Annotated in this window: 21 protein-coding genes and 1 tRNA gene; 7 read left to right on the plus strand and 15 right to left on the minus strand. The window is 66.6% G+C overall.

The window, feature by feature from the left end; genetic code table 11:
* Nucleotides 1-406: 406 nt before the first annotated feature.
* The 3 genes from SY91_RS02565 to SY91_RS02575 form a co-directional block, all read right to left on the minus strand.
* Entirely contained in the window at nt 407-709 is a 303-nt protein-coding gene (locus SY91_RS02565; RefSeq protein WP_023477407.1) for a hypothetical protein, read from the minus strand.
* Nucleotides 710-983: 274 nt separating this feature from the next.
* Nucleotides 984-1310, minus strand: coding sequence for a hypothetical protein (locus SY91_RS02570; protein ID WP_043888422.1), 327 nt, complete (start codon nt 1308-1310; stop codon nt 984-986).
* Between the two features lie 31 nt (nt 1311-1341).
* On the minus strand, nt 1342-1602 hold the full coding sequence (locus SY91_RS02575) for a hypothetical protein (protein ID WP_023477406.1): 261 nt from the start codon (nt 1600-1602) through the stop codon (nt 1342-1344).
* Between the two features lie 588 nt (nt 1603-2190).
* On the opposite strand from SY91_RS02575, the gene SY91_RS02580 reads away from it, so the two are divergent.
* A tRNA-Val gene (locus SY91_RS02580) sits at nt 2191-2267 on the plus strand.
* A 320-nt stretch (nt 2268-2587) separates the two neighbouring features.
* Complete coding sequence (locus tag SY91_RS02585) at nt 2588-3103, plus strand: DUF2628 domain-containing protein (RefSeq protein WP_023477405.1); 516 nt, start codon at nt 2588-2590, stop codon at nt 3101-3103.
* A 90-nt stretch (nt 3104-3193) separates the two neighbouring features.
* On the opposite strand, the gene SY91_RS02590 is transcribed toward SY91_RS02585, so the two are convergent.
* Both SY91_RS02590 and SY91_RS02595 read right to left on the minus strand, forming a co-directional pair.
* Nucleotides 3194-4075: a sigma-70 family RNA polymerase sigma factor gene (locus SY91_RS02590; RefSeq protein WP_023477404.1), complete on the minus strand. Its 882-nt coding sequence runs from the start codon at nt 4073-4075 to the stop codon at nt 3194-3196.
* Nucleotides 4075-4551, minus strand: a complete 477-nt coding sequence (locus SY91_RS02595) for a carboxymuconolactone decarboxylase family protein (RefSeq protein ID WP_023477403.1) — start codon at nt 4549-4551, stop codon at nt 4075-4077. The genes SY91_RS02590 and SY91_RS02595 overlap by 1 nt, the downstream gene beginning before the upstream one ends.
* A gap of 578 nt (nt 4552-5129) precedes the next feature.
* Here SY91_RS02595 and egtB point away from each other — a divergent pair.
* The 5 genes from egtB to SY91_RS02620 all read left to right on the plus strand — a co-directional run bounded on the left by egtB (nt 5130) and on the right by SY91_RS02620 (nt 8813).
* Nucleotides 5130-6356 carry an ergothioneine biosynthesis protein EgtB gene (gene egtB / locus SY91_RS02600; protein WP_043888415.1) on the plus strand — a complete coding sequence of 409 codons (1227 nt, stop codon included), beginning with the start codon at nt 5130-5132 and terminating at the stop codon, nt 6354-6356.
* A complete protein-coding gene (gene egtD, locus SY91_RS02605; RefSeq protein ID WP_023477400.1) occupies nt 6340-7353 on the plus strand; it encodes an L-histidine N(alpha)-methyltransferase in 1014 nt (337 codons plus the stop codon). Before egtB ends, egtD begins: the two co-directional genes overlap by 17 nt.
* Before the next feature lie 293 nt (nt 7354-7646).
* A complete protein-coding gene (locus SY91_RS02610; protein WP_006477218.1) occupies nt 7647-7949 on the plus strand; it encodes a hypothetical protein in 303 nt (100 codons plus the stop codon).
* 53 nt (nt 7950-8002) lie between these two features.
* Nucleotides 8003-8257, plus strand: coding sequence for a hypothetical protein (locus SY91_RS02615; protein ID WP_023477399.1), 255 nt, complete (start codon nt 8003-8005; stop codon nt 8255-8257).
* 187 nt (nt 8258-8444) lie between these two features.
* On the plus strand, nt 8445-8813 hold the full coding sequence (locus tag SY91_RS02620; protein ID WP_023477397.1) for a hypothetical protein: 369 nt from the start codon (nt 8445-8447) through the stop codon (nt 8811-8813).
* Nucleotides 8814-9077: 264 nt separating this feature from the next.
* Here the strand turns inward: SY91_RS02620 and SY91_RS02625 are convergent, their stop codons facing one another.
* The 10 genes from SY91_RS02625 to SY91_RS02670 form a co-directional block, all read right to left on the minus strand.
* Nucleotides 9078-12104 (minus strand): type III restriction-modification system endonuclease, encoded by a 3027-nt coding sequence (locus SY91_RS02625; RefSeq protein WP_023477395.1) that lies wholly within the window; start codon nt 12102-12104, stop codon nt 9078-9080.
* The gene (locus SY91_RS02630; protein ID WP_011544473.1) at nt 12104-14122 is read right to left on the minus strand and encodes a site-specific DNA-methyltransferase; all 2019 of its coding nucleotides are present in this window, start codon (nt 14120-14122) and stop codon (nt 12104-12106) included. Before SY91_RS02630 ends, SY91_RS02625 begins: the two co-directional genes overlap by 1 nt.
* Before the next feature lie 351 nt (nt 14123-14473).
* The gene (fliR, locus tag SY91_RS02635; protein WP_023477393.1) at nt 14474-15256 is read right to left on the minus strand and encodes a flagellar biosynthetic protein FliR; all 783 of its coding nucleotides are present in this window, start codon (nt 15254-15256) and stop codon (nt 14474-14476) included.
* Nucleotides 15257-15280: 24 nt separating this feature from the next.
* Nucleotides 15281-15553, minus strand: coding sequence for a flagellar biosynthesis protein FliQ (fliQ, locus tag SY91_RS02640; protein ID WP_006401718.1), 273 nt, complete (start codon nt 15551-15553; stop codon nt 15281-15283).
* A 19-nt stretch (nt 15554-15572) separates the two neighbouring features.
* Nucleotides 15573-16334 (minus strand): flagellar type III secretion system pore protein FliP, encoded by a 762-nt coding sequence (gene fliP, locus SY91_RS02645; protein WP_006491273.1) that lies wholly within the window; start codon nt 16332-16334, stop codon nt 15573-15575.
* Between the two features lie 36 nt (nt 16335-16370).
* Complete coding sequence (gene fliO / locus SY91_RS02650; protein WP_023477392.1) at nt 16371-16946, minus strand: flagellar biosynthetic protein FliO; 576 nt, start codon at nt 16944-16946, stop codon at nt 16371-16373.
* The gene (fliN, locus tag SY91_RS02655) at nt 16943-17431 is read right to left on the minus strand and encodes a flagellar motor switch protein FliN (RefSeq protein ID WP_011544466.1); all 489 of its coding nucleotides are present in this window, start codon (nt 17429-17431) and stop codon (nt 16943-16945) included. The genes fliO and fliN overlap by 4 nt, the downstream gene beginning before the upstream one ends.
* On the minus strand, nt 17424-18422 hold the full coding sequence (gene fliM, locus SY91_RS02660) for a flagellar motor switch protein FliM (protein WP_006477232.1): 999 nt from the start codon (nt 18420-18422) through the stop codon (nt 17424-17426). The genes fliN and fliM overlap by 8 nt, the downstream gene beginning before the upstream one ends.
* Before the next feature lie 22 nt (nt 18423-18444).
* On the minus strand, nt 18445-18945 hold the full coding sequence (fliL, locus tag SY91_RS02665) for a flagellar basal body-associated protein FliL (RefSeq protein ID WP_023477391.1): 501 nt from the start codon (nt 18943-18945) through the stop codon (nt 18445-18447).
* A 234-nt stretch (nt 18946-19179) separates the two neighbouring features.
* The gene (locus tag SY91_RS02670; RefSeq protein WP_006477234.1) at nt 19180-19902 is read right to left on the minus strand and encodes an LrgB family protein; all 723 of its coding nucleotides are present in this window, start codon (nt 19900-19902) and stop codon (nt 19180-19182) included.
* Between the last annotated feature and the right edge of the window lie 9 nt (nt 19903-19911).

Here is a 19911-nt window from a genome sequence, read left to right on the forward strand (position 1 = left end):
CGAATGCACAGCGTTTCGACTGACTTTCCTCCGCTGTTATTCACATCGACACCTCGCCGGCGCCCTCACCTTTAAAATCACAGGGTTTCGAGTCGCCGCGGAACCGGATATCCACATCTCTCCTCTGGTACCGCAGGTCGCCTTCGGTCGGTTCGCTCACCTTTGGCGCGCACAGTGTTTCGGGTTGTTTTGGGCGTCGATATCCACAAGGCATTCGACTTTCTGACGTCGCACGCGATTTGTTCGCTGCCCTCTTTCATTGTCGGCAAAGCCTTGTCGGGCAAGACATTCAGGCCAACGAGTCCGTCAACCCGGGATGCTCACCGATCGGATGCACAGGGTTTCAACTGGATCGTGCGCCGGTTATCCACACACCGCCGCTCGCGCTTCGGTTACTTCGTCCCGACTATCCCGAGAATCTCGCGGTTTCCGGCGCAACGACGTAGTGGATCGACTTCCCGAGCCGATTTGCGTTGCCCAGCCCGCGCATGCCCGGAATCAGCATCGCCACGAACGTGATGGTGATGACATCGTCGTCTGGCCTGAGGTCCACCGTGGACGCCCTTTTGTCTGTGATGCAGATCTCGAAGTTGCGCAGATCCTGCCCGGTCGCTGCAAAGTCTTCGTCGGCAGCATTCAGGCCCAGCAGCGTCGCGGTGTGGAGCGTGACCGAACACCGGTCGATCGTGCCGAAATTCAATGTGCTCATCGTCTTCTCCGAATTTCACCGCCTGTCTTCCGATAACAATCGCGCGCAATCGCCCGCACACGCGGATGTTCCGTCCCGTGTCATGGCTCCTGAAGTACGGGTATCGTCCGGGTCCTGCTTCGGTTTCGTCATGTCGTTCGCCGTCATCGATAGCTCAGGGTTCGAAATCGACCGTCATGCGTCGCGACGAGAAATACGCCGGGATCGCCGACAGCGTGATCTCGCCGCGCGACACCATCAGGACCTTGTACGTCATCGCATTGTCTCGAGTGATTCAGTCATGTCGTTCGATGACGTATTGCGTCGGCCCGCGCCATGCAACCGAACGGTACCCGCTTCGAACGACGCCGAACTCCCGGTAATACTCGACGAGTGCCTGCGGGCTCCAGTCGCGGCCTGCGGGAAACAACGCATCGAGATCGATAAGCGCGGCGACGAGCGCCTGACGGTCGTTGTCGTCCGCGATCGCACGCTCGCAGCAATCGGCTTTCCGGGCGAAGCCCAACCGGATCAGCCCCTCGGCCGCCGCCATGTCGGTCACGACGACCGCAATGTGGCCGGCAATGTCCGTCACCAGCATCTCGTCGACGGGCGCCTTCATCGCGCGCATCGTCCAGTGTCATTTGCTGTGATCACCTTGTCTCCTCCGTGAGCCATCCAACGATCTTCGCGACGTCCTCGCCGGACAGCATGCCGACGCGATCAACAGACACCCCGTAGCCGAGATCGAACTTCACGTTGAATCGCTCGCCCTTGTAGCGGCAACACAGGACTTCCGCTTCCGGTATCGACACGCGTTGCTTGAACACGATGTCGCCCGGATGGTGCTGCATCCGGCGTACGACGGTGTCGATATCGAGCGCCTGGAGATGGGGCGATGAAGCATCGATCATTTGTCGCGAACCCGTTCGCCGGGCCTTTGCATGCTGGATGCCGGCGATTCTACAGACATGACGGCTCACGCATCGCGCGAGCGCTTCACAGCGTTCCGTTTCGTTTGTCCTCTCGCTGCACGCAGTGCATATCCTGAGCGGATCACAGTCGACGGACTGTGCTTATCCAAAGGTGTTAACAGGGTTCGTATATATACGTAGTGATAGTTAACAAGCGCTGTGCCCCACAGTGGATAACCTCCGTAACGCACTGAATTTTCAACGCGAAGCGAAATGCATAACCCTGGGTGCGCGACGTGAACAGCGTCCGGCAGCACAGAACAACTTTTCGTCGATTCACAGCCGCGCCGACATATCCTCAATCGTTCCACTGTGAATCCAGAGGCTTCCTGGGCAGTTATCCAGAGGGCAATGTGGATAACACCACAGCACATCGACGCGTTTTGCTGTGATGCGAACAGATGAAGCGTCAGCGTTCCCGCATCGTCAGGCCACATCGATCGTCAGCCCGTGCGCGGCCCGATTCAAAAAATTTTCACGAAGGGGGTTGTGCTGCCCCAAAACCCTCTCTATAATTCGCGGCTTCTTAGGCTCGTAGCTCAGTTGGTTAGAGCACCACCTTGACATGGTGGGGGTCGTTGGTTCGAATCCAATCGAGCCTACCAACGAACAAAATGAAGGGGTCCGGCAGCACAACTTGCCTACAGGCAACGCGGCTCGCCAACATACAAACGCCACGCGGCAACCTCGCGTGGCGTTTTTCTTTTCCGGTCCGAAACAACGCAAAACAACGCATGAAGCCCCGATGCGTTGCGCGATACACAGCCCGGCATCGCGTCGTCATCGACTGTCGGATCCGCCACACAACTGCCGCTGCACGGCGCGTAGAATCGTGTGCGCATCGACGCGGCGGCTTCGCCCGTCATCCGACTTCCACCACATCAAAACAACGACGCGCGATCCGCGCGACTGAGAGCACACGATCATGTCCGAGGCCACGACCGCCGCATCATCGGCAAGCAACGACGAAATCTCCGCTTACGTCGGCAAGAACGCCGCCTGGTTCGAACGAAAATGGGCGATCGCCGACTCGCGCAAGAGCCGGCAGTCGTGGAACTGGGCCGCGTGCTTTCTCGGCCCGGTCTGGTTGGCGTATCGATGCATGTACTGGCAGGCGGCCGCCGTGCTCGCCGTCACGCTCGGCATCACGCTGGTCGAATTGCTGTACTTCCCGACATACTTCGAATCGAGCACGCTCGACCCGATTACCATCGGGATCGCGGTCTCGATCGGCTGGTGCGGGAACAGCCTCTACAAGCGATACGTCGAACGCCAGATCGAAAAACTGCGCCCGCACGCGACGTCTCGCGAATCGTTTCTCGCGCTGCTCGAGGCGCAAGGCGGCACGAACTGGCTGGCGGCGGCCGGTTTCGCCGTCGCGACGCCGCTGCTCGGCGTGCTGCTGTACATGATCGGCAACGCCGGAGGCGCGATGTACTGATCGCGATAGCCGGCGATTGGAAAACGCAGGGCAGAAAGAAGAGGGCGGCACCGGCGGGCACATCGCATACGGCGCATGCTCGCGCCGCGCTCAATGCAGATGCTTCAATTTGTCAGGATTCCGCACGACATAGATCGCGACGATCTTGCCGTCGTCGATCTCGAGTGCCGTCGTCTGCAGCTCGCCGTCGGCTTCCAGCGTGACGAAACCCGGCAGCCCGTTGATGAACCCGGCCCGCACGAGCTTCGACGCATGCGTCGCGAACAGCTCGGCCAGGTACGCATGCACCCGCATCACGCGTTCGAAGCCGAACACCGGCTTGCCGGCCGCCGTACGCTTGCCGCCGCCGTCCGAATGCAGGCTCACGTCCTCGGCGAGCATCGCGCCGAGCGCGCGCATGTCGCCGCTGCGTGACGCCGCGAAGAACGCTTCGGCCAGTTCGATCCCGCGCTGCTTCTCGACATGAAAACGCGGCCGCGCCTCGCGCACGTGCGTGCGGGCCCGCGCGGCGAGCTGCCGGCATGCGGCCGGGTCGCGCTGGATCGTCGTGGCCACTTCGTCGAATTCGAGGCCGAACACATCGTGCAGCAGGAACGCCGCGCGTTCGAGCGGCGACAGCCGTTCGAGCGCGAGCAGCAGCGGCAGCGTGACGTCGTCCTGTTCGTCTTCCTCGACGACCGGCTCGGGCAGCCACGGGCCGATATAGGTCTCGCGCTGGTGCCGCGCGGACTTCAGCTGGTCGAGGCACATGCGCATCACCATGCGGCGCAGGAACGCCTCGGGCACGCGCACCTCGGTACGGTCGACGTCCATCCAGCGGATGAACGCGTCCTGCACCATGTCCTCGGCATCCGCGACGGAACCGAGCATCCGGTACGCGACGCGGATCAGCGTGCGACGCAGCGGATCGAAGCTCGCCGCCGCGTCGGCCCGTTCGTCGGCGTTGCCGCTGGCCGGGTCGAGGCTCGGCATCAGGCCACCATCTTCGCGGCGGCGGCCTTCGCGTCGGCCGGGTCGACCCACAGCCCGAAGCCGACGGCGAGCCGGTTCCAGCCGTTGATCACGTTGATCATCACCGTGAGTTTCACCTGTTCTTCCTCGCTGAAATGGTCGTTCAGCGCCGCGTAGGCCGCTTCGTGCGCCGCATGGCCCTCCGACAGCCGCGTGAGCGCCTCGGTCCAGCCGAGCGCCGCGCGTTCGCGGTCGGTGTAGCAGGGCGCGTCGCGCCATGCGGACAGCAGGTAGATGCGCTGCTCGGTCTCGCCTTCCTCGCGCGCCTCGACGGTGTGCATGTTAAGGCAGTTCGCGCACGCGTTGATCTGCGACGCGCGGATCTTGACCAGCTCGATCAGCGTCGGCTCGAGGCTCCCGGCCGCGGCGACCGACACGGTCATCCAGCTCTTCATCAGCGCGGGGGCGGCGGCAAACGGATTGAGTTTCGCAGTCATGTTGCTTCTCCTTTCGTGTGGGTTCCGCCGATATGACGAGCGAGCCCCCGCGCGTGTGACATCGATGCAAAAAATTTTTTGGCGCCGTCGAAGCGGGCAGCGGCAAGCGAAGGGCGGAGCCGTTGAGCGGGGCACCAAGAAGGTCGCGATATCGACTGACGAATCGGCTGCCCGACGCCGCGCCTCGGACGCACGCGCGCCATCGACCTTTCACGCATGCCGAGCGGCTGTCACCGGACGTCAGTAGGGCGCGGCCGCGGGCACGCGCATTGCGCCTGTCGGCCGACCCCTGCTACGAGGGCGCCGACGGTTCATTACGCACGCGATGCCGACGTCATGAATGCTTTCATTTTTCTTTCGCTTTCGTTTCATCCGAAATCCGATTCGCGACGTTCACATTTCTGGACCATACTGTTCTGCACGGGCAGATGAAGTGAAGCCGCATGAGCGACCCGGCGCGCGCGCCGGCTGCCCGACGACGCAGCAGCAATTCGCCCGTCAGCCGCGCGCATCTCAGCGCAAGGCTTTCCCTTTTCCGGCAACGCAACGCAGCGAATCGCGACGTGAACGGTAAACCGATGAGCCTTTTTGCCTCCCAGCTTCAGCGCCGTTATCAGGACGTGCGCGCCCATAGCGTCGCGCTGACCGCGACGCTGTCCGCCGAAGACCAGGCCGTGCAGTCGATGCCCGACGCGAGTCCGACCAAATGGCATCTCGCGCATACGACCTGGTTCTTCGAAACCGTCGTGCTGATGCGCCGCGTGCCGGGCTACGCGCCGTTCGACGACGCATTCCAGTTCCTCTTCAATTCCTATTACGAAGCGCTCGGGCCGCGCCATCCGCGACCGCAGCGCGGGCTGCTCACGCGTCCGTCGCTCGACGAGGTGCATGCGTACCGGCAATACGTCGACGACGCGATGCTGCGCGCGCTGGCCGGCGCCGACGCGGCGCTGCTCGACGCGATCGCGCCCGAGCTGGTGCTCGGCCTGCATCACGAGCAGCAGCATCAGGAACTGATCGTCACCGACATGCTGCATGCGTTCTCGTGCAACCCGCTGCGGCCGGCATTCCGGCCGCGCACGGGCGACGAAGCCGGATGCGCGCTCGCCGCGGGCGACGCCGGCCCGTTGCGCTGGCTGCCGCAGCCGGGCGGGCTCGTCGAGATCGGCCACAATGGCGACGCGTTCTCGTTCGACAACGAACGGCCGCGTCACACCGCGCTCGTGCGGCCGTACGAGATCGCCAACCGCCTGGTGACGAATGCGGAATTCGCCGCGTTCATCGCCGACGGCGGCTATACGCGGCCCGAGTTCTGGCTGTCCGACGGCTGGGCCACGGTGCAGCGGGAAGGGTGGCAAGGGCCCGCGTACTGGATGCCGGACGACGACGATGCAGCCGCCACGCGCGTGCGGCGCACGTTCGGCCTGCATGGCGTCGAGCCGCTCGCGCCCGACGCGCCGGTGTGCCACGTGAGCTTTTACGAAGCGGCCGCGTATGCGGAATGGGCCGGCGCGCGGCTGCCGACCGAATTCGAATGGGAAACCGCGTTCGCGGCCGACGGCATCCGGCAGATGCTCGGGCACGTGTGGCAATGGACGCGTTCGTCCTACGAGCCGTATCCGGGCTTTCGGCCGCTCGCCGGGGTCGCGGCCGAATACAACGGCAAGTTCATGGTCGGCCAGCAGGTCCTGCGCGGCAGCAGCATCGCGACGCCGCCCGGACACGAACGGCCGACGTACCGCAATTTCTTTCCGCCGGCGGCACGCTGGCAATTCACGGGAGTGCGACTTGCGCGAGACGTCTGACCTGACGGCCACGAGCGGTGGCCTGCAACCCGCCCGCGATTCGCGGCCGAGCGCGTTCGAGCGCGATCTGATCGACGGACTGTCGCGCACGCCGCGCAGCATCCCGCCGAAATACTTCTACGATGCGGCTGGCTCCGCGCTGTTCGACCGCATCTGCGAACTGCCGGAGTACTACCCGACGCGCACCGAGCTCGGCATCCTGCGCGATCGCGCGGCGGAGATCGTGCGGCGCGTCGGCCCGCACGCGGACATCGTCGAATTCGGCGCGGGTTCGCTCGAGAAGATCCGCGTGCTGCTCGACGCATTCGCGGACAACTATGCGAACGCACCGGCGCGCTACGTACCGGTCGACATCTCCGCCGATTACCTGCACGGCGCGGCCGCGCGGCTGCGTGCGGCCTATCCGTGGCTCGACGTCGCGCCGCTCGCGGCCGACTACACGAAGGCCGAGCAACTGGCGCCGTTGACCGAAACGCCGCGGCGGCGCATCGGTTTCTTTCCCGGTTCGACGATCGGCAACTTCTCGCCGGAAGAAGCCGACACGTTCCTGCGCGACGCGGCGCGGCTGCTGCGCGGCGGCGGCCTGCTGGTCGGCGCGGATCTCGTGAAGGACGAGCGCACGCTGCATCACGCGTACAACGACGCGCAGGGCGTGACCGCGCAGTTCAACCTGAACCTGCTGGTGCGCGCGAACGCGGAGCTCGGCGCGGACTTCGACGTCGACGCCTTCTCGCACTGCGCGTTCTACGATCGCGGGCGGCAGCGCATCGAGATGCATCTGGTCAGCGACGTCGCGCAGACCGTGCACGTGCGCGGCCACGTGTTTCGTTTCGAAGCCGGCGAACGCATCCATACGGAGAATTCGCACAAGTTCACGATCGACGGCTTTCGTGCGATGGCGCGCCGCGCCGGATTCGAACCCGATACCGTGTGGACCGACGCGGACAACCTGTTCAGCGTGCACTGGCTGCGCAGCGTCGACGATATCCGCGCGTAACGCGCGTTGCCGCGAACCGCCCGCGCCGCGAAGGCGAGGGCGGTTCGCTCGCCATGCACACCGGCGGGTGCGATCCGATCGCCGGTTTCGTGCCGAAAATCCCCTTTTTACCGACCCGATGCATCGCTGCAACGGTGTGTGGAATACCGCCTTTGCCTTGCTCCATCAGGCTTTGCGGGCACCCGTAAACGTCCGTTACCTGTCTCGCATACCCGTTTCACCTGTGTCAGCGCCTGGTGCCTAGACTCCGAACCGTAGTCACATGACGCACGACACGTGCAGGGAGTCGCGAAATGAGCAAGAAACTTATTCTCGGTGCAGTTCTCGGTGTAGCGGCGCTGGCAGCTTCGGGCGTCGCGTCGGCCCACGTCGACCTGTCGGTCGGCATCGGCGTGCCGGGCGTCTACACGGCGCCGGCGCCCGTCTATGTGGCGCCGCCTCCGCCGGTGATGTACGCGCCGGTCGGCTATCGCGATGACGACTGGCGTGCGCGCCAGTGGCGTGAACACGAGTGGCGCCGCCGTGAATGGCGCGAGCACGAGTGGCGCGAACGCGCGTGGCGTGACGGCGGCGGCTGGCGCGGCCGTTGGGACTGAGCGCGACCGGCACACGAGCGCACTGATCACGACGACCTGAGGAGAGTGATCACATGAATCCCATCCGGCACATCGGACGGTATGCAGCCGCCGCACTCGTTGCGCTCGCAACGATCGGCAGCGCGCACGCGGCGGGCTGCATGAAGGGCGCGGTGGTCGGCGGTGTGGCCGGCCACTACGCGGGGCACCACGCGGTGGTCGGCGCGGTCGGCGGCTGTATCGTCGGCCATCACATGGCGAAGAAGCACGCGCAAGAGCAGGCCGCGCAGCACAAGGCCGCCGCGCAGGGCATGCAGGCGGCGCAGTAAGCAACCTCGTCACCGGGGCGATGCCGTCGCGTCGCTCCGGTGCTTCGTTCCCGCGTTCATGCACGCACCGAATTGATCCGACGAATGCGTGCCGCACGCGTCGTTACGATCATTTACAACGTCGTGCGGCGCGAGTTTCGCGCGTTCATAAAATGCAGTCACACAAACGCGCTCCAGGGAGCACAGGATGAAACAGCAACGATATCTGTCCGTCCTCACGGCCGCGCTGCTCGCGCTCGGCTCGGTGTCCGCCCATGCGGCGGCCGGCGGCAATGGCGGGGGCAACGGCGGCGGTCATGGCGCTGGCGGCTCGGGCGGCAACGCGGGCGGCATGTCCGCCGGTCACATGAGCGGCCAGGCACTGAGCAACTCGAACGGCATGCACGCGGGCGACCGCGACAAGGGCCTCGCGCGCGCGGCCGACCGTTCCGACACGATCGCCGATCGCACCGGCACGCAGCCGGGCCGGGGTCACACACACGCGCATGGCCATACCGCGCATGCGTCGACGTCCACGCATCATTCGCATCGGAATGCATTCGGCCGCACGCTGTAAGCACGGCCGGCGAATGCAGGAGAAGGGCGCTTCGGCGCCCTTTTTTCATGGTGAAAACGCACGAGGCTGTCGACCGGAAACCTCATGCCGACCCGATTTGCAACCAGCCGTAACTGCGTCGCCCGCCCGCGAGAATACGGATGGCTTTCATGCGAATGACAGGATGAAAACCGGCCGGAGCAACAGGCGCCGCGGGCACTCGGCACGATCGGTAAAGGCCCGGCCACGCCGATAAAAAAGGGCGGCTCGTCGCCGCCCTTCGTCTCACCGCCCCGCGCCCGCCGTCGGCGCCGCAGGTTCGAACAACGCATCGGCCTGCGTGACCCGCACGAAGCGCGCCGCGCCGTCGCCGTCGACCAGCGCACGGAAATGCGCTTCGCCGCACGCGAGCTTCGCGCGCTCGTGCTCGCTCGGCACGTGGCCGTCGGCATTCGGCGTATCGACGACGAAGTACAGCCGCTCGCCGCCGTCCTGTTCCGCGAGCACGGCCCAGTCCGGGTGATAGCTGCCGAGCGGCGTCTGCACGCGGAACCACGCCGGCAGCTTCGCGTAAAGCTTCACGCCGTCGTGCGCTTCGAGCGCATCGGCGAACGCGCGCTCGGCGTCCGTCTCGCACACGACCGCTTCGTGGATCGACTTGCGCGCGTCCGGCCGCAGGTTGCGCAAGTAGCCGGTCAGCGCCTCGCTCTCGAACGATTCGAGCGCATGCACGTGGCGCTCGCCGAGCTTGCGGTACGCGATGCCCGCGACGAGCGCGAGCCGCTTGCAGCGGTTGATCGCGTCGGCCGCGACCGCGATGAACTGCTGCGGATTCACGCGGAAATCGTCGAGCCGGCCGCTGTCGGCGAGGATCGTCGCAAGCGAACGGCGCGTGAGCTGTGTGCGGTCCTGCAGCTCGGTGAGCAGGTCGGGCAGCGGCAATTCGCCTTCGTCGAGCAGCACGGTGCCGGCGCCGGCAACCTCGATCGCCTCGATGCCGGCCTTGCCGATGTCGATCTCGGCCTTGCGCCACTGCAGCCGCGCCCGTGCGATGTCCGGCGCGTCGCGCAGCGCGGCCGTGCAGTCGCGTACCAGCTTCGCGTTGTCGAACTCGACGCGGTACACAGTGCGATGGCGGATGCGATCCCACAGCGCGCGGAAATCCTCGCCGAACACGACGGCCTTGCCCGATGCATCGCGCCGCAACGCGATCGCGCGGCGCTCGTCGGCATTGCGCACCGCGAAGCGGCCCGACAGCTTGCGCAGCGTCGCGACGATCGGCGCACGCAGCCGCTCGAATGCATCCGGCAGCACGAGCGCGCTCTGGCGCAGCGCATCCTTCAGCCGGTCGAGCACCTTGCCCTGCGCGTCGACGTAGCCCTGCTCGTGCAGATGATTCCACAGCACGCGCGACAGCTCGATGCCGAGCGCGTGCGCAGGGCCGCCGTCTTCCTGCACCGGCAGCGCCGCGAACTGGTGTTCCTCGACGATCCCGAAACGGATGCCCGTATCGGCCTCGATTTCCTTCTGCAGGTTTTCCGCGAACGATTCGTAGCGCTCGGTCGCGATCACGGTGAGCGTGTTCACGCCCGGGTCGCGCACGCGTTCGCCGTCCTGGTCGACCGCGAGGCGCAGCCCGCGGCCGAGCGTCTGGCGGCGCTCGCGTTCGGTCTGGATGTCGCGCAGCGTGCAGATCTGGAACACGTTCGGGTTGTCCCAGCCTTCCTTCAGCGCCGAGTGCGAGAAGATGAACTTCAGCGGCGTGTCGAACGACAGCAGCGCTTCCTTCTCGCGCATGATCAGGCCGTACGCGCGTTCCGCGTTTTCGCGGGCCGCCGCGCTGCTCTCGCTCGTGTCGGTCCAGCCGCCCTTGCGGTCGATCGAGAAGTAGCCGTTGTGCGCGCGCTCGACCTCGAGCGCGACGTCGACGCCGTCGAACAGCGCACGGTAGGCCGGCACACGGGCCGCGCGCGCATATTCCTCTTCGAAGATCAGCGCGTAGTCGCCCTTCACCGGCATGCCGTTCTCGTCGTAGCGGCGATAGCGTTCGACAGAATCGACGAAGAACAGCGACAGCACCTTCACGCCGCGCTCGGCCAGGCGCAATTCCTTGTCGAGATGCTCGCGGATCGTGCGGCGGATCATCTCGCGCTGCACGGCGAGCGTGTCGATGTCGCCGAACGCCTCGCCGAGCGACAGGAACGCCTCGCCTTCCGGATGGCGCAGCTCGACGTACTCGGCGCCCTTGACCGCATGCACCTCGCCGATCCGCAGCCCCGCGTACAGCGCGCGCTTGGTCAGCCGCTCGAGATCGTCGCCGTCGGTGGCCGACACGATCTGGCGCTTCACGCCGGCCGCCGTCGCGACGTCGAGCTCGACGCGCGCGCTGATCGCGCCGCGCCGGTTCGACACGCCGACGAGCCGCACGTACGGCTTGTTGTGCGCATCCTCGACGATCGCCGACGCGATCTCGATCTGCTTGACGAGCTTGCGCTCGTACGCGTCGACCGCGTCGAGCCGGTACACCATGTGATGGCGGTCGACGTGCGTGGCCGAATAGCGCAGCGTGCAGAGCGGCGCCATCGCGGCGAGCGCTTCGCGCCCGCGCCCTTCGAGGCCGCCGTCGACGCTTTGCGGCTCGTCGACGATCACGATCGGCCGCGTCGCGCGGATCAGGTCGATCGGCTTCTCGCCGCCGGTCTTCTCGCTGTCCTTGTAGAGGTTGTTGATCTCTTTCTTGTTGATCGCGGCGACCGTCATCACCATGATCTGGATCGCCGCGCTCGCCGCGAAGTGGCGCACCTGGCCGAGCTTCGCGGAGTCGTACAGGAAATAGTCGTACGGCACGCCCGCGTACAGCGCGCGGAAGTGATCCTCGGTGATCGCGAGCGTCTTGTGCACGCCTTCCTTGATCGCGATCGACGGCACGACGATCACGAATTTCGTGAAGCCGTAGCGGCGGTTCAGCTCGAAGATCGTGCGCAGGTACACGTAGGTCTTGCCGGTGCCGGTTTCCATCTCGACGGTGAAGTCGCGCGAGCCGGGCAGGCCGGATGGCGGCAGCCCGCCGCGCAACTGCACGTCGGCGAGATTGCGCGCGAGCGCGTCGTCGGTCAGCGACAGCCGGTTGCCGACGCCTTGCTCCGATACCGCGAAGCCGAGCGAGCCTTGCGCGGCGGCCGTCGTGCCGGGCGCGGCGTTCGCGAGCACGCTGAAGTCGCCGCGATACGATTCCTGGCCGCGAAACAGGTCGCAGACGGCGTCGATCGCCTCGCGCTGGTAGTCGAGATCCGCTTCGAAATGCAGCCGCATCACAGGCTCCGCACGCGCTTCACGCCGTGCTGTTCGAGCAGCGCGGCGAGATTGAGCTTCGCGACGTCGTCGACGAAGCCGCTGTCGCGGAACAGGCAGGTGACGTCGCGCGACGCGCCGCTCGCGTCGAGCAGATCGACGATGCCGTCGGCGAGCGGGCCCGCGTCGTCGCGCGAAATGCGGGCATCGAAGCACGCGACGATCGCGCGGCCGATCAGGTGCACCGTCTTGCCGGCCACCTGGTGATGCTCGACCGGCGTGCACAGGTCGAGGCCGAGCTTGAGCGTCAGCTCGGCAAGCAGGTCGTCTTCGGTGCGGCCGGTCTTCACGTGCTCGACGGACGCGAAGAGGGCGTGGTCGAAGTCGTCGCGGCGCGGGTCCCACTCGATCACGTTGGTCGTGTCGAGCCGGTACACGCGAAAGCCGAGGTCGCCATAGCTTTCCGGATAGTCGCGCGCGACCTGCTGCGCGGCGCGGCGCAGGCGCTCCTTCGTGATTTCCGCGAGCGTCAGCGGTTTTTTCAGCTTCGCGCAGAAATCGGCGGCCGCGGTTTGCGTCTTGTCGCGGCGGTCGAGCGCCTCGGGCAGCTGCACGAGGATATAGCGGCGCGCGCCGCCGTCGGTCGCGTTCACCTGCATCACCGCGTGGCCGGTCGAACCGGAACCGGCGAAGCAGTCGAGCACGATGTCGTCGCCGCGCGTGCACCAGCCGATCACGGCCGCCGCGAAGTCGACCGGCTTCGGCAGGTCGAACGGGATGCCGAGCGTCTTCAGCAGCGCGTCGTCGGAGCCCGCGAACGGCAGCACCGACGGCACGTTCTCGTACATGTTCTCGTCGAGGTAGTAGATCCGCTGCGGCTGCGTGGTTTCATCCGGGCCGAATTCGATCTGGCCGCGCTCGAGCAGCGCCTGCATCGTCGCGGGCGGGTTGCGCCAGCCGCGCGCCGGCATCGCGCACGGCTTGCCGGTGACCGGGTGGATCAGCGGCGTGAAATATTCGTCCGGCGCCTTCTTCTTGTTCGGCCACGCCATCGACACGAGGCGGTACACGCGGCCCTCCGGCGACAGCCGGTCGTACATCACTTCGCCGCCGGACAGGTTGGTCTGCGCCTTCATCCACGCGCGATACGCCTTCTGCGCGTCCTTCGGGTTGCCGCTGCGATACACCGCGTCGTGCGCGGCGTCGAGCATGCGCTGCGCGTTGCGCTTCGGACGCTTGAGCGGCGCCCGTTCGAGCAGCGTCTCGGCGTTGCGCGCGAACAGCACCAGCGATTCGTGCTGGTACGCAACGCCGCGCGCGTCGCCCTTCGGGTTGCGCTTGTCCCACACGGCCACGCCGAGCTCGTTTTCCTCGCCGAAGATCTCGCGCAGCATCAGCACCAGCGCATGCACTTCGTGCTCGTCGATGTGCACCGCGATCAGCCCCTCGTCGGACAGCAGCGCGTGCGCGAGCTTCAGGCGCGGATACATCATGTTCAGCCAGTCGGTGTGGAACCGGCCGTTCGCCTCGGTGTTGGTGCTGCGCTTCACGCCGGCTTCGGTCTGGCCCGTCATCGCCAGGTAGTGGCGGATGCTGTCGCTGAAGTCGTCCGGATAGACGAAATCGCTGCCGGTGTTGTACGGCGGGTCGATGTAGACGAGCTTCACCTTGCCGGCGTAGCTCTTGTGCAGCAGCTTCATCACGTCGAGGTTGTCGCCCTCGATCACGAGATGACGCGTGTCGTCCCACGCGACGCTGTCGTCGGGGCAGGGACGCAGCGTGCCCGTTGACGGTGTGAGCGCGGCCTGGCGCGCGGCGCGCTTGCCGTGCCAGTGGAAGCCGTAGCGCTCGTCGGCGTCGCCGACCGTGCGCTCGCCGACCAGCGCCTTCAGCACGTCGACGTCGACCGACGCGCCGTCCGGGCCTTCGGTCACGAGTTCGGGGAACAGCGCCTTCAGGCGCGCGACGTTGTCGGCGGTGAAATCCGTCGACATCGCCTGCGGGCTGGCCGCATCGAGTTTCTGCATCGTCTTTTCCATCGGAGCCCGGCCGCGCGCGCCAGGACGTCGGGCGCGCTCACGGCACCGGCGGCAATGGCCGCCCGGGCAAACCCGAAACGCTAGCGAGTCGGTCGGCGCAGGTCAAGCGCCGATGTGAGCCGGGCGGGCGTGTATCGGCCGCGATCGCCCGCCGGACGGGCCGCCAGCGGGTTCGGGCCGGTTGTCGCACGGGCCGGGCGCGTCGCGGCTGCGGAAAGGACGAAAAAAGGGCACGGTCGGAATCAAATGCCGGGGTGTCCGTAGGGAGAATCGCGCAAGGAAAGTGCGGCACGGGCCGACGAGTGCGGCCCGAATGAGGCGGAAGAAGATCTATGTGCGTCGGCGGGGCGTCTAGCGCCACCCGATCAACACCCGCCCGATCGCATCGAGCCCCATGTCGAACAGGTGCGACACGAACGGCACGAGGTTCGGGATCATCAGTTGCACGAGCAACAGCCCGACGATCAGCGTGACGGGAAAGCCGATCTGGTACATGCCGATCTGCGGCGCCGCGCGGTTCAGGATGCCGAGCGCGAGGTTCGCGATCAGCAGCGCCACGACCACCGGCAGCGACAGCAGCAGCCCCATCTCGAACACGGTCGCGCCGAATGCGGCGAGCGTGCGCCAGCCCGGCGCGTGCAGCAGGTCGGCCGACACCGGCAGCGACTGGAACGACGCGGCGAGCGCCGCGAACATTTGCAGGTGGCCGTCCACCGCGAGGAACGCGAGCATCGCGACCGCGTTCAGGAACCGGCCCATCGCGGGCGTCGCGCCGCTCGAATGCGGATCGAAGAACGTCGCGAAGCCGAGCCCCATCGACAGCCCGATGAAGTCGCCGGCCGCTTCGACGGCCGCGAACACGAGCTGCATCGTGAAACCCATCGCGACGCCGATCAGGAATTGATTGACGAGGATCCAGATGCCCTGCGCTGAGAATACGGTGACGTCCGGCATCGCACCGAGCGTCGGCGCGACGACGAGCGCCATGAATGCGGCGACGCCGATCTTCACGCGCACCGGCACGGCCGCGTGGCCGACCATGGGCGCCGTCGCGACGAGCGCGAGCATCCGCACGAACGGCCACAGGAACGCCGTGAGCCAGCCGTTGAGCTGCGCGTAGGTGACGGAGAACATGCGGGAAAGGGGGCCGAGCGCGGCTCAGCCGGCGCCGAGCGTCGCGACGTGCAGCAGCGTCTGCCGCAGGTAGTCGAGCATCGTCGTCAGCATCCACGGGCCGGCGATCACGAGCGTCGCGGCGACCGCGAGCAGCTTCGGGATGAACGACAGCGTCGCTTCGTTGATCTGCGTCGCGGCCTGGAACAGGCTCACGACGAGGCCGACCGCGAGCGCGACCAGCAGCAGCGGCGCCGCGAGCAGCAGGCCGACCATCATCGCCTGGTGCGCCAGCGTCATTACTTGTTCGGGCGTCATCGTGTGATTCCTCCGCAGCTTACGTGAAGCTCTGCGCGAGCGAGCCGATCAGCAGCTGCCAGCCGTCGACCAGCACGAACAGCATCAGCTTGAATGGCAGCGACACTGTGGACGGCGACACCATCATCATCCCCATCGACATCAGCACGCTCGCGACGACCATGTCGATGATCAGGAACGGGATGAAGACGGTGAAGCCGATCTGGAAACCGGTCTTCAGCTCGCTCGTGACGAACGCGGGCACCAGCAGCGACAGCGGCACGTCGTCGGGGCCCTGCATCGGCGCGGCCTTCGAGATCTTCGCGAACAGCGCGAGATCGGTCTCGCGGGTCTGCTTCAGCATGAAGGTCTTGAACGGCGCGACGCCGCGCTGCACGGCCTGCTCCATCGGCATCGAGCCGTCGGAGAACGGCTTGTAGCCGTCGTTGTACGCACGGTCGAGCACCGGCGACATCACGAAGAAGGTGAGGAACATCGCGAGGCCGACGAGCACCTGGTTCGGCGGCGTCGTCGCGGTGCCGAGCGCCTGGCGCAGCAGCGACAGCACGATGATGATGCGCGTGAAGCTCGTCATCATCAGCAGCATCGCCGGCAGGAACGACAGCATCGTGAGCAGCAGCATCGTCTGCACGCTCAGCGAATAGGTGGTGCCGCCGTGCGGGCCCGGGCTCGCGTTGAACGCGGGCAGGCCGTTCGCCTGCGCATACGCGAGCGCCGGGGCGAGACAGAGGATCAGCACGGGCGCGACGCGCGCCGCGTGACGCAGGAATGCGTGTTTCATCGGAATGCGGGGACGGAAAGAGGGCGCGGCGCCATGTCAGCGGTCCTTGCCGCGACCGAGGCGTTTCGCGGCTTCGCCCGCGAGCGCGTCGCGAAACCGCGAGCCGAACGTGCCGGGCAGGGTACCGTCGGACGGATTGCCGCCGGCGGATGCGTCGGCCGCGGCAGGACCCGCGGCCGCGGTGGTGGCCACCGAACCGGCCGGCAGCGTATGCAGCAATCGCACGTTGCCCGGCGCGACGCCGAGCACGAGCCAGGTATCGCCGATCTCGACGATCGTCGCGCTTTCCTTCGCGCCGAGCCCGACGCTCGACACGACCTTCAGCGGGCCGCCGCGCCGCGCGGGCTGGAACCCGAAGCGGCGGGCGAGCCATGCGCACGCGAACACGAGGCCGATCACGACCGCGAGCCCGACGAGCGTCTGCAGCACCGCGCCGATGCCAAGCGACGGCGCGGCCGAACCGACCATCACGCTCGACGCGATCGAACCGGGGTGGTTGACCGCGTTCATGTCGGCGGCGCCGGCCGGTGCGCACGCGAGCGACGCGGCGACGGCCAGTGCCGCCGCCGCAATCGCGCGGCACGCGCGCCGGCCGGACATCACGACGTTCATCGATTCAGCTTCCGGATGCGTTCAGCCGGCGTGATGATGTCGGTGAGACGAATACCGAACTTGTCGTTGACCACCACGACTTCGCCCTGCGCGATCAGGCAGCCGTTCACGAGCACGTCCATCGGCTCGCCGGCCATGCCGTCGAGCTCGACGACCGACCCCTGCGCGAGTTGCAGCAGGTTGCGGATCGCGATCTTCGTGCGGCCGAGCTCCACGGTCATCTTGACCGGGATGTCGAGGATCATCTCGATGTCGTTGTGCGTCGAGCTCGCCGCTGCCTTCGACAACGGCTGGAACACGCCGGCGCCCGTCGCGCCCGCCTGCACCGGCTGCTCGTTCTGCTCGGCGAGCGCGGCCGCCCAGTCGTCCATGCCCGGATCTTCCTCGGCCGCGGCCGGCGCCTTCGCGTCGGCGGCCGACGCCGCGAGGGCCGCATCGGCCATCGCCTGGATGTCGTCGTCGGGCGTCTGGTTCAGCTCACTCATATCCACCTTCCTTCATCGAATCGCTCGCGCCGATCATCTTCTGCACGCGCAACGCATATTGACCATTGAAAATTCCGTAGCCGCATTCCATTACCGGCACGCCATCGACCTTCGCGGTGATCGTGTCCTCGATCTCCAGCGGCAGCACGTCGCCCGCGCGCAGGTTCAGGATCTTCTCGAACGTCGACGAGATCTCGGCGAGATTCGCGGTCAGCTCGACTTCCGCGGCCTGCACCTGCTGCGACAGCACGCGCACCCAGCGGCGGTCGACTTCGAGCGCCTCGCCCTGGATCGGCGAGCTGAGCACGTCGCGGATCGGCTCGATCATCGAGTACGGCATGCAGATGTGCAGCGTGCCGCCCGTCGGCCCGAACTCGATCGAGAACTGCGTGACGATCACGATCTCGTTCGGCGTCGCGACGTTCGCGAACTGCGTGTGCATCTCCGAGCGCACGAATTCGAACTGCAGCGGCCGCACGCTCTTCCACGCGGTCGTGTAGTGCTCGAACACGAGGTTCAGCAGCTTGCCGATGATCCGCTGCTCGGTGGCCGTGAAGTCGCGGCCCTCGACGCGCGTGTGAAAGCGCCCGTCGCCGCCGAACAGGTTGTCGACGACGAAGAACACGAGGTTCGGGTCGAACACGAACAGCGACGTGCCGCGCAGCGGCTTCACGTGCACCAGGTTCAGGTTGGTCGGGATCGGCAGGTTGCGGGTGAATTCGCTGTACTTCTGCACCTTCACCTGGCTGACGGAAATTTCCGCCGTGCGCCGCATGAAGTTGAAGATGCCGATCCGCAACAGGCGCGCGAAGCGGTCGTTGATGATCTCGAGGCCGGGCATCCGGCCGCGGACGATTCGCTCCTGCGTCGCGATGTTGTAGGGGCGGACGCCCGATGTGTCGCGCTGCTCGTCGACTGCATCGGTTTCGCCCGTGACGCCCTTGAGGAGGGCATCGACCTCCTCCTGGGACATGAACTCCTGGTGACCCATACGCGCTCCTTTCGCGGCCGCGTTACTGGACGACGAACTCGGTGAACAGGACGTCGTCGACCTTCGCGCGCTGGTTGCCCGGCTGCGTCGGCTGTTCGATCAGCTCCCGCAGCTCCGTCGCGAGCGAACGCTTGCCCTCCGGCGTCGCGAGCTCCTCGGGATGCTTGTTCGACAGCGCGAGCAGGATCCGGCTGCGGATTTCCGGCATCCGCGCGGTCAGTTGCTCCTGCGCCTTCGGATCGGTGAGCTTCAGCGACAGGCCGACGCGCAGGTAGTGCTGCGCGCCGTCGTCGGACTGCAGGTTCACGGTCAGCGGGTCGAGCGGGAAGAACACCGGCGCGGCAAGCGGCGCCGGCTCGGCGGGCGCGCTCGGATGGCCGACGCCCGCCTTGTTCAGGAACACGTACATGCCGCCGGCGGCGGCGGCAGCCGCGCCCAGCGCGATGACGGCGATGAGCGCGATGCGCTTGAACTTGCCGGACGAAGCCGGCTTGTCGGCGGTCGGGGTTGCAGTCGTGGCCATGTGAATGCGTGCGTGATGTCTCGTAGCATGCATTGTTCGGCATCCGGGCCGAGGCCGATGGGCGGAAAAGAGGGGGAATTGCGGCTATCTCAGCCGATGGTCGCCCGGGTGCCGGCGCGATGTCGCGCATGAATGCAGAGGGGGAAACGATCAGGCGGGGGCGCGGCCGGCGGGAACCGGGCCGTCTGGCGGAAGGCGCGGCAGGGCGGCCAGCGGCGCCCGCCCGCACTTCTGTCAGATCGGCAGCAGCGTGAGCAACGGCGCGATCAGCACCATCGCGACGCCCGCGATCATCATCGTCAGGCTCGACACGACGCCTTCCTCGTTGCCGATCTCGCGCGCCTTCGCGGTGCCCACGCCGTGGGCGGCCGCGCCGAACAGCGCGCCCCGCGCGAGCCGCGTGCGCATCGGCACGAGCGCCAGCACGAGCTCGCCGAGCAGCATCCCGCAGATGCCGGTCGCGATCACGAACAGGGCGGTGAGATCCTTCGGCGCGTGGATCTTGTCCGACACGGCGAGCGCGAACGGTGTCGACACGGAGCGCGTCATCAGCGAGCGCTGCAGCTCGGGCGACAGGTGCAGCAGCTTCGCGAGCAGCAGCGACCCGCATACGCCCGCGGCGATCCCGACCGCGACGCCGACCGACAACGACAGCCAGTGGCGGCGGATCAGGTCACGATAGTCGTAGATCGGCACCGCGAACGCGATCGTCGCCGGGCCGAGCAGCCACATCAGCCAGCGCGTATCGCGGAAATAGACCGAATACGGGATGCCGGTCAGCAGCACGAGCAGCACCAGCACGCCCGGCACGAACACCAGCGGCGAGAACAGCAGCGTCTTCTTGTACGCGTAGAGCCGCTTCGACGCGAAATACAGCACGATCGTCAGCACGAAGCAGCCGACGGAGATCGCGGTATTCACCCGGTCGGCGGGCAGGTTCGATAGCGCGACGAGCATGGCAGGCTC

It is taken from the genome of Burkholderia cenocepacia (assembly GCF_014211915.1).
In the GTDB taxonomy this organism is placed as follows: Bacteria; Pseudomonadota; Gammaproteobacteria; order Burkholderiales; family Burkholderiaceae; genus Burkholderia; species Burkholderia orbicola.